At 70.1% G+C, this 13,096-nt stretch carries 14 protein-coding genes; 11 read left to right on the forward strand and 3 right to left on the reverse strand.

Translation table 11 applies throughout. The annotated features are described in order from the left end of the window. The first annotated feature begins 47 nt into the window (after positions 1-47). From IEY95_RS27555 to IEY95_RS27575, 5 genes are all read left to right on the forward strand, one after another. Positions 48-1,055, forward strand: a complete 1,008-nt coding sequence (locus IEY95_RS27555) for an ABC transporter permease (RefSeq protein WP_189188858.1) — start codon at positions 48-50, stop codon at positions 1,053-1,055. After that, entirely contained in the window at positions 1,052-2,149 is a 1,098-nt protein-coding gene (locus IEY95_RS27560) for an ABC transporter ATP-binding protein (RefSeq protein WP_189188859.1), read from the forward strand. The genes IEY95_RS27555 and IEY95_RS27560 overlap by 4 nt, the downstream gene beginning before the upstream one ends. A gap of 50 nt (positions 2,150-2,199) precedes the next feature. Next, positions 2,200-3,639 carry an ABC transporter ATP-binding protein gene (locus IEY95_RS27565; protein WP_189189097.1) on the forward strand — a complete coding sequence of 480 codons (1,440 nt, stop codon included), beginning with the start codon at positions 2,200-2,202 and terminating at the stop codon, positions 3,637-3,639. Positions 3,640-3,735: 96 nt separating this feature from the next. Further along, entirely contained in the window at positions 3,736-5,127 is a 1,392-nt protein-coding gene (locus IEY95_RS27570) for a M1 family metallopeptidase (RefSeq protein ID WP_189188860.1), read from the forward strand. Between the two features lie 66 nt (positions 5,128-5,193). Further along, positions 5,194-5,859 (forward strand): trimeric intracellular cation channel family protein, encoded by a 666-nt coding sequence (locus IEY95_RS27575; protein WP_189188861.1) that lies wholly within the window; start codon positions 5,194-5,196, stop codon positions 5,857-5,859. Here IEY95_RS27575 and IEY95_RS27580 read toward each other — a convergent pair. Continuing rightward, the gene (locus IEY95_RS27580) at positions 5,759-7,000 is read right to left on the reverse strand and encodes an alpha/beta hydrolase (protein ID WP_189188862.1); all 1,242 of its coding nucleotides are present in this window, start codon (positions 6,998-7,000) and stop codon (positions 5,759-5,761) included. The two genes, IEY95_RS27575 and IEY95_RS27580, sit on opposite strands and share 101 nt — an antisense overlap. A 165-nt stretch (positions 7,001-7,165) precedes the next feature. On the opposite strand from IEY95_RS27580, the gene IEY95_RS27585 reads away from it, so the two are divergent. Continuing rightward, complete coding sequence (locus IEY95_RS27585; RefSeq protein ID WP_189188863.1) at positions 7,166-8,026, forward strand: thioesterase family protein; 861 nt, start codon at positions 7,166-7,168, stop codon at positions 8,024-8,026. Positions 8,027-8,041: 15 nt separating this feature from the next. Here the strand turns inward: IEY95_RS27585 and IEY95_RS27590 are convergent, their stop codons facing one another. Next, positions 8,042-8,641: a TIGR03086 family metal-binding protein gene (locus IEY95_RS27590; protein ID WP_189189098.1), complete on the reverse strand. Its 600-nt coding sequence runs from the start codon at positions 8,639-8,641 to the stop codon at positions 8,042-8,044. A 112-nt stretch (positions 8,642-8,753) separates the two neighbouring features. On the opposite strand from IEY95_RS27590, the gene IEY95_RS27595 reads away from it, so the two are divergent. Together IEY95_RS27595 and IEY95_RS50200 are read left to right on the forward strand one after the other, a co-directional pair. Then, complete coding sequence (locus tag IEY95_RS27595) at positions 8,754-9,716, forward strand: helix-turn-helix transcriptional regulator (RefSeq protein ID WP_189188864.1); 963 nt, start codon at positions 8,754-8,756, stop codon at positions 9,714-9,716. Between the two features lie 134 nt (positions 9,717-9,850). Continuing rightward, positions 9,851-10,219, forward strand: a complete 369-nt coding sequence (locus IEY95_RS50200) for a hypothetical protein (RefSeq protein ID WP_189188865.1) — start codon at positions 9,851-9,853, stop codon at positions 10,217-10,219. A gap of 46 nt (positions 10,220-10,265) precedes the next feature. On the opposite strand, the gene IEY95_RS27605 is transcribed toward IEY95_RS50200, so the two are convergent. Further along, positions 10,266-10,892 (reverse strand): TetR family transcriptional regulator, encoded by a 627-nt coding sequence (locus IEY95_RS27605; RefSeq protein ID WP_189188866.1) that lies wholly within the window; start codon positions 10,890-10,892, stop codon positions 10,266-10,268. A 183-nt stretch (positions 10,893-11,075) separates the two neighbouring features. Here IEY95_RS27605 and IEY95_RS27610 point away from each other — a divergent pair, with 183 nt between their 5' ends. The 3 genes from IEY95_RS27610 (at position 11,076) to IEY95_RS27620 (ending at position 13,088) form a co-directional block, all read left to right on the forward strand. Continuing rightward, positions 11,076-11,243: a hypothetical protein gene (locus IEY95_RS27610; RefSeq protein ID WP_189188867.1), complete on the forward strand. Its 168-nt coding sequence runs from the start codon at positions 11,076-11,078 to the stop codon at positions 11,241-11,243. Positions 11,244-11,405: 162 nt separating this feature from the next. Then, entirely contained in the window at positions 11,406-11,672 is a 267-nt protein-coding gene (locus IEY95_RS27615; protein ID WP_189188868.1) for a DUF4190 domain-containing protein, read from the forward strand. A 246-nt stretch (positions 11,673-11,918) separates the two neighbouring features. Further along, a complete protein-coding gene (locus tag IEY95_RS27620) occupies positions 11,919-13,088 on the forward strand; it encodes a cysteine desulfurase family protein (protein WP_189188869.1) in 1,170 nt (389 codons plus the stop codon). Positions 13,089-13,096 lie beyond the last annotated feature (8 nt).

The following is a 13,096-nucleotide window of genomic DNA, read 5'->3' on the forward strand; positions in this document are numbered from 1 at the left end:
TTGGTGCCCGCGGGCTTCGCGGCCCGCGGGCACCAGCGCCGATCCCCGTGATCTCGTACATCCTCCGTCGGACGGCAGCGGCAGTGATCCTGCTTCTGGTCGTCTCCGCGGTCACCTTCGCCATCTTCTTCCTGCTGCCACGGATGGCCGGCCAGACCGCCGACCAGTTGGCGCAGCAGTACATCGGTAAGAGCCCGTCGAAGGCCGACATCCTCGCGGTCAAGCACAACCTCGGTCTGGACCAGCCCCTTTATGTCCAGTACTGGCACTTCATCAAGGGGATCGTGGCCGGCGCCACCTATGACCTGGGCCCCACCACGGCGCACTGCAACGCACCGTGCTTCGGCTACTCCTTCAAGACCCACGAGGCGGTCTGGCCGCAGCTGACCTCCCGCCTCCCGGTGACCGTCTCGCTCGCCGCGGGCGCCGCCGTGATGTGGCTGATCTCCGGTGTGGCCGTCGGTGTGGTCTCCGCGCTCAAGCCGCGCTCGTTCTTCGACCGCGCCTTCATGGGCGTCGCGCTGGCCGGTGTCTCGCTGCCCATGTTCTTCACGGGCAACCTGGCGATCCTGCTCTTCACCTACCAGTGGCCGATCTTCGGCCGCACGTACGTCCCGTTCACCGAGAACCCCGCCCAGTGGGCCAACACGCTCTTCCCCGCGTGGTGTTCACTCGCACTCCTGTACTCCGCCATCTACGCGCGGCTCACCCGCTCGGGCATGCTGGAGACGATGAACGAGGACTTCATCCGCACGGCCCGCGCCAAGGGTCTGCGCGAGCGCAACGTGGTGGTCCGGCACGGACTGCGCGCTGCTCTCACCCCGATCATCACCGTCTTCGGCATGGACCTCGGTCTGCTGCTCGGCGGTGCCCTGATCACCGAGACCGTGTTCTCGCTGCACGGTGTCGGCCAGTACGCGGTGCAGGCCATCGACGACAACGACCTGCCCCCGATCCTCGGCGTCACCCTGCTCGCCGCCTTCTTCGTCGTCATCGCAAATCTCCTGGTGGACCTGCTGTACGCCGCCGCCGACCCGCGGGTGAGGCTCTCGTGACCGAACTGTCCAAGACCGGCGCCGCGGTCGGCGAGCCCGTCTCCGCCCCGTCGGACGCGCCGAGCACCTTCCTCGAAGTGCGCGACCTCAAGGTGCACTTCCCGACCGACGACGGCCTGGTCAAGTCCGTCGACGGGCTCAGCTTCTCGGTGGAGAAGGGCAAGACCCTCTCCATCGTGGGTGAGTCGGGCTCCGGCAAGTCCGTCACCTCGCTGGCGATCATGGGCCTGCACCGGCTCGGCGCGCGCGGCAAGAACGTCCAGATGTCGGGCGAGATCTGGCTGGACGGCCAGGAACTGGTGAACGCCGACCCGGACGAGGTGCGCAAGCTCCGCGGCCGCGAGATGGCGATGATCTTCCAGGACCCGCTGTCGGCGATGCACCCGTACTACACGATCGGCAGCCAGATCGTGGAGGCGTACCGCGTCCACCACAAGGTCGACAAGAAGACCGCGCGCAAGCGGGCCATCGAGATGCTCGACCGAGTCGGCATCCCCGAGCCCGCCAAGCGAGCCGACAGCTACCCGCACGAGTTCTCCGGCGGTATGCGTCAGCGCGCGATGATCGCGATGGCGCTGGTCAACAACCCCGAGCTGCTCATCGCGGACGAGCCGACGACCGCCCTGGACGTCACCGTCCAGGCGCAGATCCTCGACCTCATCCGGGATCTGCAGAAGGAGTTCGGCTCCGCGGTCATCCTCATCACCCATGACCTGGGTGTGGTCGCCGAGATCGCCGACGAGGTCCTGGTGATGTACGGCGGCCGGTGCGTGGAGCGCGGCGCGGTCGACGAGATCTTCGAGAAGCCGCAGCACCCGTACACCTGGGGCCTGCTCGGCTCGATGCCCCGCATCGACCGGGAGACCTCCGACCGGCTCATCCCGGTCAAGGGCCAGCCGCCGAGCCTCATCAACGTCCCCTCGGGCTGCGCCTTCCACCCGCGCTGCCCGTACGCGGACCTGCCCAAGGGCGATGTCACCCGTACCGTGCGCCCCGAACTGCAGCTGGTCGGCAGCGGGCACTACACCGCCTGCCACCTCTCGCAGGAGGACCGTACGCGGATCTGGACCGAAGAGATTGCGCCGAAGCTGTGAGTGAGACGAAGAAAACGGACGCCGCCGACGCGGTGGTCCCGCAGCAGGCAGTGGCCCCCGAGGACCGCGCGGACTCCGCGAAGGGCTCGGGCGACCGCGAGGTACTGCTGCGGGTCCAGGGGCTGAAGAAGCACTTCCCCATCCGGAAGGGCGTCCTCCAGCGCCAGGTCGCCGCGGTCAAGGCCGTCGACGGCATCGACTTCGAGGTCCGCAAGGGCGAAACCCTCGGCGTCGTCGGCGAGTCCGGCTGCGGCAAGTCGACCATGGGCCGGGTCATCACCCGCCTCCAGGACCCGACCGGCGGCACCATCGAGTTCGAGGGTCAGGACATCACCTCGCTCAGCGTGGGGAAGATGCGCCCGCTGCGCCGGGACATCCAGATGATCTTCCAGGACCCGTACGGGTCGCTGAACCCCCGGCACACGATCGGCTCGATCGTCTCGGCGCCCTTCCGGCTGCAGGGCGTGGCGCCCGAGGGCGGCGTGAAGAAGGAGGTCCAGCGGCTGCTCGAGCTGGTGGGCCTGAGCCCCGAGCACTACAACCGCTACCCGCACGAGTTCTCCGGCGGTCAGCGCCAGCGCATCGGCATCGCCCGCGCGCTCGCCCTGAAGCCGAAGCTGGTCGTGGCGGACGAGCCGGTCTCCGCGCTGGACGTGTCGATCCAGGCGCAGGTCGTGAACCTGATGGACGACCTGCAGTCCGAGCTCGGTCTGACGTACGTGATCATCGCGCACGACCTCTCCGTCGTACGCCATGTCTCGGACCGCATCGCGGTGATGTACCTCGGCAAGATCGTCGAACTCGCCGACCGCACCTCGCTGTACGAGGCGCCGATGCACCCGTACACCAAGGCCCTGATGTCGGCCGTGCCGGTGCCGGACCCCAAGCGCCGGGGCGCCAAGAGCGAGCGGATCCTGCTCAAGGGCGACGTGCCCTCGCCGATCGCGCCGCCGAGCGGCTGCCGCTTCCACACGCGGTGCTGGAAGGCCACGGAGATCTGCAAGACGACCGAGCCTCCGCTGCTTGAGCTGAAGCCCGGTCAGCAGGTCGCCTGCCACCACCCGGAGAACGCCGCGGACCAGGCGCCGCAGGACACGGTGCTGCTGTCGGCGGCGAGGGAAGCGGTGGAGCTGGTGATTCCGGCTCAGTCTTCTCCGCAGGAGTCCGAGGCGTCTAAGGAGGCTTCGGAGCCGGAGGCCGCCGAGCCGGTGGTCGCCAAGGCGGCTGCCGAGGAGGAGGCGCCTGCCGAGGCCGAGGCCGAGGCCGAAGGGGCCGACGACGCCGCGGAAGCGGAGACGGAAGCCGAGGAGGGCGACGCCTCCGCCGAGACCGAGGCCCACGAGGCGGAAGCCTCCGCCGACGCCGAAGCCGCTGAAGTCGACGCCTCCGTCGAAGCCGAGACCGAAGCCGCTGAAGTCGACGCCTCCGTCGAGGCCGAGGCGAAGTCCGATGCCGCGGAAGCCGATCGTCAGGAGTCAACTGACAAGTAGGCCATGACGACTTGGCAAAGTCATGAACATGCTCGTACGGGAGAGTGCAGAGTCTCGCGTGTCCGTTAGTTCGGAACACGTTCGAAAGGGACGCTCATGGCACTCTCCCGTTCGGCACGTTTAGGGGCCCTCGCCACCGCGGCGGCCTCCTTCCTCCTCATCGCCGCCTCCTCCGCCCCGACCCCGGGCGCCGACGGCATCGGCGACCCCTACTTCCCGCAGCTCGGCAACGGCGGCTTCGATGCCCGCCACTACGACCTCGACGTGGCGTACAACCCGGACACCGACCGCCTCGACGGCCGTACGACTCTGACGGCCCGCGCCACCCAGAACCTCTCCGCCTTCGATCTGGACCTCCAGAAGCTGGACGTCACGAAGGTCGAGGTGAACGGCAGACGCGCCGACTTCACGCGAGCGGGCGACGAGATCCACATCACCCCGCGCGGCACCCTGCCCAAGGACAGGACCTTCACGGTGACCGTCACCTACGGTGGCGTCCCCGAAGCCCTCAACGGCCCCATCGTCTTCGGCTCCGACTACGGGTGGATGAAGACCACCGACGGCGTCTTCGTCGCCTGTGAACCCAACGCCGCCTCCACCTGGTTCCCGTCCAGCGACCACCCGTCCGACAAGGCCACGTACGACATCCGCATCAAGGCCCCGAAGGGTCTGACCGGTGTCTCCAACGGCCGCCTCGTATCGACGTACGACAGGGGCGGCCAGACCGTCACACACTGGCGCGAGAACAGGCCCATGGCCACGTATCTCGCGACCGCGACCATCGGCAAGTTCGACGTGAAGACCGGGAAGACCCCGGCCGGGACACCCGTCTACGTCGCCATCGACCCGGTGCTGGCCAACAGCAACAGCGTCGACGTGTACGGCGTCACGGCCGAGGCCACCGACTACTGGTCGCAGGTCTTCGGCCCCTACCCCTTCGAGGAGACCGGCGCGATCGTCGACGACATGCCGGAGGCCGGGTTCTCGCTGGAGGTCCAGTCGAAGCCCGCGTACTCCGCCGTGCGCTCGGAGTCGACCATCGTGCACGAGCTGGCCCACCAGTGGTTCGGTGACTCCGTCTCGGTGGAGCGCTGGAAGGACATCTGGCTGAACGAGGGCTTCGCGACCTACGCCCAGTGGCTGTGGTCCGAGCACAAGGGCATCCGCTCGGCGCACGACTCGTTCGTGGCCGGGTACAACGCCCGGCCCGCGGACTCGGCGTTCTGGCAGATCACGGTCGCCGACCCGCAGCGCGACACCATGTTCGCCTCGGCGGTCTACCAGCGTGGTGCGATGACGCTCCAGATGCTGCGCGAGCGCATCGGCGACACCGCCTTCTTCAAGCTGCTGCCCGCCTGGACGAAGCTGCATCGCTACGGCAACGCGAACACCGCGGACTTCATCAGGCTCGCCGAGAAGATCTCGGGCCAACAGCTGGACGACCTGTTCCAGACCTGGATCTACACGACCGGCAAGCCCGTGGTGTAGGCCGCAGAACCTGCCGCGAGCCTTGCTTTGTAAGGTGCACGCCCGTCGGCGGGTGAGAATGTTCGGGTGCTTCAGGAACTGTTCACTCCCTCCGTCCAGCATGTGCTCGACCTCGTGGGGATCTTCGTCTTCGCGATCTCCGGCGCGCTGCTGGCCGTCCGCAAGAACTTCGACGTCTTCGGCATCGCCGTACTTGCCGAGGTCACGGCGCTGGGCGGAGGGCTGTTCCGGGATGTGATCATCGGGGCCGTGCCCCCGGCCGCGTTCACCGACCTCGGCTACTTCACCACTCCGCTGCTCGCCACGCTGCTCGTCTTCTTCCTCCACCCGGAGGTGGAGCGGATCCAGGTGGCCGTCAACGTCTTCGACGCGGCCGGGCTCGGCCTCTTCTGCGTCGCGGGCACCACGAAGGCGTACGAGTACGGGCTCGGCCTGCCCCAGTCGGCCGCCCTGGGTCTCACCACCGCGGTCGGCGGCGGCGTGCTGCGCGACGTGCTCGCCAACGAGGTGCCCTCGCTGCTGCGCTGGGACCGTGACCTGTACGCGGTGCCCGCGATGGTGGGCGCCACGATGGTCGTGCTGTGCATCCGCTACGACGTGCTGTCCCCGTTCACCAGCGGGCTCGCGGTGGTCACCGCCTTCGTCCTGAGGCTGCTCGCGATGCGGTACCACTGGCGAGCGCCGCGTGCCTGGCACCGTCGCTCGACGGCAGCTGAGCCGGAGACCCCGTAGGCGTCCTGGCTCCCTTCGGGCCGGTGCCGATCTGCTGGGTCAGCCAGCGGAACACCTCCGGGACCTGCGGCCGCCACAGCCCCATGTCGTGGCCGCCCGCGCTCCTCGGCAGCAGCACCACGTCCACGGTCGTCGGCGGCTTCGCGATCTGCTGGAGCGCGGCGCCCGCCTGGTAGCCGTCCCCGGACTCGCCGGAGAAGTAGAGCGCGACGTGCGGCGGGGTGCGGTAGGCGCGCAGCAGCAGGTAGGGGTTGTTCTGCCGGCGCAGCATCAGGCTCTGTGCGGCGAGGGACTTCCGTTCGCCGATCGGGTCGTTGTAGCCGGACAGGCTCGCCGCCGCCCGGTAGCGGTCGGGGTGGGCGACGGCGAGCTTCGTCGCGCAGTGGGCCCCCGCCGAGTAGCCGGCGGTCGCCCAGCCGTCGGGAGCCGCCTCGGCACGGAAGTTGTCCGTCACCATCCTGGGCACGTCGATGCTGAGCCAGCTGTCGGCGTTCACCGTGCCCGGGACGTTCGCACAGCCCGTGTCCACCTTGGCCAGCAGTGTGGTGCGCGGCGCGACCAGGATGAACGGTGCCACCTGACCGGCGCGCATCATCGGCAGCAGTTGCTCGTGCACCTTCAGCGAACCGAACCAGGCCTTGGCCGAGCCCGGGTAGCCCGGCAGCAGCTCGACGACGGGGAACCTCCGGTGCCGGTAGGCGGCCTCGTGGTACTGCGGCGGCAGCCAGACGTAGACCTCCGCGTTCACCCCCGACACCCGGCCCTTGAGCTGGGTGACGCGCACCCCGCCCGCCTGGTGCATGCCGGGACCGTCGGCCTGGGTGAACGTCTGCCGGACCTTGGGCAGTTGCTGGAGTGCGATCCCGCCGGTGCCGTCCCTGCCGAGGTCGGCGGCCTGCTGGACGTGGTTGCCGGTGCCGAGGAGGTCGGCCCAGTTGTCGTACAGGCTGTTGGCGTTGTTGACGAGGACGAAGACAAGGGTGATCGCGGTGCCCTGGGCGAACAGCAGCATCAGCACCCGGGCGGCGCTGCGCACGGGCGCCGGGCCGCGGACTCGGGACCAGAGGGCCAGGGGCAGGACGAGGGCGAGGGCGAACAGCGCGATCGCGGTGAAGAGGAACGGCGTCCCGGTGAGGCTCATGTCAGTTCAGAGGAGAAGCTGAGCCGGTTGGTCACGGGTCATTACGGACACTTACCAAGAAATTGCCGAATCCTCACCTGGGTCACCGGGGTGGTGTCGCGAGACGTCACATCACCGCAACAGTCAAAGCTACCGCTTAGTAATTTCCTGTTGTACCGTTCAGGTATGTCAGAAGCAGCTTCGGTACAGGCCGTACGGGCCACGATCGGCGACAGTGAGTTCGACCGGGACACCGCGGTCACCCTGCGCGAGCCCGGCGTCTACGACATCGACCTCTCCGCCGGGTGGACGATCATCAACGCGGTGAACGGCGGGTATCTCCTCGCCGTCCTGGGCCGCGCGCTCGCGGACGCCCTGCCGCATTCCGACCCGTTCACGATCTCCGCGCACTACCTGACCGCGTCCCAGCCGGGCCCCGCGGTCGTCCGCACGGACGTCGTGCGGACGGGCCGGACCCTGTCGACCGGTCAGGCGTCCCTCTTCCAGTACGACGAAGCGGGCCGCGAGGTCGAGCGGATCCGTGTCCTCGCCTCGTACGGCGATCTCGACACCCTGCCCGACGACGTCCGTACGACCGCGAAAGCGCCCGCGATCCCGCCGATGGACCAGTGCTTCGGCCCGCAGGACGCGCCCGCTCCGATCCCCGGCAGCTCGGCCATCACCGACCGGCTCTTCCTCAAGCTCGACCCGTCGACCCTGGGCTGGGCGCTCGGCGCGCCGTCCGGGAAGGGCGAGATGCGGGCCTGGTTCGGTCTCGCCGACGGCCGCGACGCGGACCCCCTCTCGCTGCTCCTCGCGGTCGACGCCCTGCCGCCGACCGCCTTCGAGATCGGCCTGTCCGGCTGGGTGCCGACCGTCGAGCTGACGGTGCATGTGCGCTCCCGTCCGGCACCCGGTCCGCTGCGGGTGTCGATCACCACCCGCAACCTCGCCGGCGGCTTCCTGGAGGAGGACGCCGAGGTGTGGGACAGCGCGGACCGGCTGGTCGCGCAGTCCCGGCAGCTCGCGCGGGTCAGGCTCGGCTGAGCCGCCGCTCCTGCCTCACGCGGTGACGAGCGGGTGGCGGCCGAGCCAGGCCGCCAACCGCCCGTAGGCGTCGGCCCCTTCGGGGGTCGGCACCGCCGAGTCGAAGGGCAGCTCCTCGTCGTCGCGCTGCCCGTCGGGCAGTACGCGATGGGCGATCGCGAGCGCGAACTCGGCCAGTTCCGGGTCGAGTTCGCGCGGCCGGCCGAGGCTCTCGGACAGGTCCCAGGTGTGGGTGACGGCCTCCATGACGTACCCGGAGAGCGCGTTGCGGCCGGGCGCCTCGCCCCACGGCACGCGCACCGGCGCGTCCATCCGGGCGTCGTCCGCCCAGGCCTTCAGAACCCGCGCCCTGACGTCGTCGTACGCGGCCGGCCAGCCGTCGTCCCCGACCCCGTCCGCGAACGGGTGCACGGCGAGCCCGTCGCCGCCCTCGCCGATCACGGCGATACGGCGGGTGCCGCCGACGATGTGCGACAGCAGGGTCCGTACGTCGAAGTCGGCGCACGGAGTCGGCGCGTCGAGCTGCTCCGGTCGTACCGTCTCGACCAGCGCGGCGATCTGCTCGGTGGCACGGGTGTACAGGGGGCGGGGATCGATGGTGTGCGCGGTGTTCATGGCGTTCATGGCTGACCTCTTCCGTGTGGCGGTGTGCCCCCACGTTCGCCGCATAACCTGACAGTTTCCGTCAACATTTGCCTGACCTTTCGACGGGCGCGATCCTGGGGGCGTGAAGTCCGACCGCCTGCTCTCGATCCTGCTCCTCCTGCAGACCCGCGGCCGTGTCCCCGCGCGCGAACTCGCCGACCGCCTCGAGGTGTCGGTGCGCACCATCTACCGGGACGTCGAGGCCCTGTCCGCCTCCGGTGTCCCGGTCTACGCCGAGCGCGGGAGGCACGGCGGCATCGAACTGCTCGCCGGATTCCGCACGGACGTCACGGGGCTGACCGCCGACGAGTCCCGCGCGCTGTTCATCCTGGCCGCACAGGGGGCGCACGCCGCGCTCGGCCTGGACGCGGCGCTCGGCTCGGCGCTGCGCAAGGTGATGGCCGCGCTGCCCGCGCCGCACCGGCCCGCCGCCGAGGTCACCAGTCGCCGCATCCTGGTCGACGCGACGCGCTGGAAGGGCGGTCCACAACGGGCTGTCGACCTGGAGGTGCTGCAGGACGCGGTCTTCAGCGACCGCCGACTGCGGCTGCGCTACCGGCACAGCGGGGACGCCGAGCCCAGCACGTACACCGTCGACCCGTACGGGCTCGTGTCCAAGGCCGGTGTCTGGTACCTGGTCGCCGACCGGCGCGGCAGGCCCCGGCTGTTCCGTGCCGACCGGGTGCGGACGGCCGACGTGCTGCCGGACCCCGTGAAGCGGCGTCCGGGCGTCGAACTCGGCGACGTCTGGGAGGTGTTGCGACGCCAGGTCGAGGAACGTCCGGGCGGTCTCGATGTCACAGTTCGGGTACAGCGCTCCCGCCTCGACATGTTCCTGCGCCTCAACGCCTCCTCGCTCTCGGCGTTGCCGGAGGACGACGGCGCGAGCGCATGGGTTCTCGCCCGGCTGTCCTACGGCTCCCTCCGCGAAGCCCGCACGTTGCTGGCCTTCGGGGACACGGTGGAGGTCCTGGAGCCGCCGGAGGCGCGGGCGGAGCTGGCGGGGGCGGCCGCCGCCATCAGCGCGGTGTACGAGGGGGATTGAGCGCTGCGCGGGGCGGTTGATCCACAGCAAGGCACAGCTTCGGCACAGCGCGGCCCTACCTGGATCTGGTGCTCTGGCCCCCGCTCATCCGGCCTTCATCAACCGGCCCTGCGACCTGACTGGGAGTTACCCTCATGAATCGTCGTGCGCGACTTGTCCCCGTCGTTGCCCTGCTGGCGCTCTCGCCGCTGCTCGCCGCCTGCGGCTCGGGCGACTCCTCGTCGTCCTCGAACAACAGCGGCACCTCCGGCCAGAACTGTCAGCGGCCGTCCGGCATGCCGAGCGGGGGCCCGTCCGGGCGTCCCAGCGGTGCGCCCTCCGGGATGCCGTCGGGCGGCGCGTCCGGGGCGCCGTCGAACATGCCCACCGGGAAGGCGCCGTCCGGCAACCCCTCGGGCATGCCGAGCGGCGGTCCGGGTGGCGGCATGGGCGGCGGTCAGGGCGGCTGTGGCGGCGGCCCCGGCGGTCAGCAGGGCCAGGGGCAGCAGGCTGCCCAGGGCTGACCCGGATCGGCTCTCCCAGGGGTGACGCGCTCGGTGAACGGGTGCGTCACCCCAGCCAGTTGTGGCGGCCGATGCTGATCAGCCGCATCTGGCGGCTGGTCACGCAGGCCACCCGCTGCCGATCCTGGTCGGACCCCTCCAGCGCCTCCAGGAACGCGGAGGCCGCCATCAGCATGTGGTCGACGTACAGTCCCGCGAGCATCAGCAGATCGTCGTCGCTCCACCCCTTCGACTCCGGGTGTTCGGCCAGCGCGAGCTTCACCTCCTCGGCGAACCTGGCCAGTTGCTCCCTGATCGCCTCCCGCACCGGCTGGACGCCGCCGTGCCGCTCGCGCGCGATGAAGCGGACGTGCGCCGGGTACGTCTCGACATGGCGGGCGATCAGGTCGACGGCGCGCGCGATGCGTTCGTCGCTGTCCCCGGCCGCGGACACCGTGTCCTCGATCATCGGGTGCAGGCTGCCCAGTGCCTCCTCGACCAGTGCCACGCCGAGATCCGCCGTGGAGCGGAAGTGCCGGTAGAAGGCGGTCGGGGCGACTCCGACGGCGCGGGTGACCTCGCGCAGACCCAGGCTGCTCAGGCTCTGGTCCTCCAGGAGTCCCAACGCCGCGTCCAGGAGCGCCTGTCGGGTCTTCTGCTTCTGGGCCTGTCGGATGCCGAGAGTGTGACTCATGCCATGCAGTTAACAACTGTTCTCTGTAATTGGAAAGCCGGGCGACGCGCTAGACTCAAGAGTCAGTGAACAAGTGTTACTACAACCGTTCACTGAGTGGTCAAGTCCCCGAAACGATCGGGCCTCACTGTCGAGGCATCGATCCCGGGGTCGGGACATCGAGACTTCCACGAGAGGCATCTCATGCTGTTCCTCGTCGCCGCCCTTCTGCTGCTGGGTGTCGTCATGGGCTCCGTGGCCCACGCGCCGCTGCCCGTCACCCTCGTCGCCGCCGCCGTCATCGGTATCTGGCTCGCCGTCTTCGCGGTCCGCGAGCGCAATGCCCGCCGGCGTCACACCTCCACCAACTGACTGCCGGCGTCACACCTTCACCAACTGACCGTCGGCGTCACGCCTTCACCAACCGACCGTCGGCGTCACGCCTTCACCAACCGACCGCCGGCGTCACACCTTCACCAACCGACCGTTGGTGCCATTCGTCAACCAACCGACCGTTGGGAGCTGACCCACATCATGGAACTCACCGCTACCGCAGCCCGCCGGACCGCCACGCGGGACGCCGACGGCATGGCCGTCGCCGCCTTCATCCTCGGCCTCCTCGGCCTCCTGGTCCTCAACGTCTTCCTGGGCCCCATCGCCATCGCCCTCGCCTCCGTCGCCCTCTGGCGCGGCACGGCCCGCCGCGGTCGCGCCTTCCTCGGCCTCGGCCTCGGCGTCGCCGACCTGCTCGTCCTGGTGGCCTTCATGCAGTTCGACAGCACGATGTCCTGGAACTTCTAGGGAACTTCCAGGGCCATCGCTGTCCCGGTCGTCTGTGGGCAGCCGTTCCGCAGGGCGGTGGGGGCCCCTGCTCGGCCGGGGCTCTTGCAGGAGGGTGGGCACAGCCGACAGCGCCGGGTGCGTCGCACGAGGGGCCGCTTTTCGTGCCGACGAGGCGACGTGCGAGCCCTGGGTGCGGGCAGACCAAGGCCCACCCCCGGTGGGGGCGGAGTCAGCGGACAGCGGGCCCGTAGAATCGGGCTCACCATGGCTTACCTCGACCACGCCGCGACCACCCCCATGCTCCCCGAGGCGGTAGAGGCACTGACCGCCCAGCTGAGCATCACGGGCAACGCCTCCTCCCTGCACGCAGCCGGCCGCCGCGCCAGGCGAACCGTCGAGGAAGCCCGCGAGACTCTGGCGGACGCCCTCGGCGCACGCCCCAGCGAGATGGTCTTCACCTCCGGCGGTACGGAGGCCGACAACCTCGCGGTGAAGGGCCTGTACTGGTCCCGCAGAGACGCCGACCCGGCTCGCACCCGCGTCCTCGCGAGCCCCGTCGAGCACCACGCCGTCCTCGACGCAGTCCACTGGCTCGGCGAACACGAGGGCGCCACGGTCGAGTACCTGCCCGTCGACTCGTACGGCCGCGTCCACCCGGACGCCCTGCGCGAGGCCATCGCCCGCAACCCCGACGACGTCGCCCTCGCCACGGTGATGTGGGCCAACAACGAGATCGGCACCGTGTTCCCGATCCGCGAACTGGCCGACGCAGCCGCCGAGTTCGGCGTCCCGCTGCACTCCGACGCCGTCCAGGCCTTCGGTCAGGTCCCCGTCGACTTCGCCGCCTCGGGCCTCGCCGCGATGACCGTGTCCGGCCACAAGATCGGCGGCCCGTACGGCATCGGCGCGCTGCTGCTCGGCCGCGAGTACAGCCCCGTACCCGTGCTGCACGGCGGTGGCCAGGAGCGCCACGTCCGCTCCGGCACGCTCGACGTGCCCGCGATCGCGTCCTTCGCCGTCGCGGGGCGGCTCGCCGCCGAGCAGCGCGAGTGGTTCGCCCGTGAGATCGGCGCCCTGCGCGACGACCTGGTCGAGGCCGTGCGCAAGGCCGTGCCCGACGCGATCCTCGGCGGCGACCCGGCGGCCGAAGGCCGCCTGCCCGCCAACGCGCACTTCACCTTCCCCGGCTGCGAGGGCGACTCCCTGCTGCTCCTCCTGGACGCACAGGGCATCGAGTGCTCCACGGGCTCGGCGTGCACGGCGGGCGTGGCCCAGCCCAGCCATGTCCTCCTCGCCACCGGCACCGACCCCGACCTCGCCCGCGGCACCCTCCGCTTCTCCCTCGGCCACACCTCCACGGAGGCGGACGTCGAGGCGGTGGCGAAGGCGATCGGCCCGGCGGTGGGACGGGCACGCACGGCCGGGCTCAGCTAGGACAGGGG

This window comes from Streptomyces albiflavescens (assembly GCF_014645835.1).
Classification (GTDB): Bacteria; Actinomycetota; Actinomycetes; order Streptomycetales; family Streptomycetaceae; genus Streptomyces; species Streptomyces albiflavescens.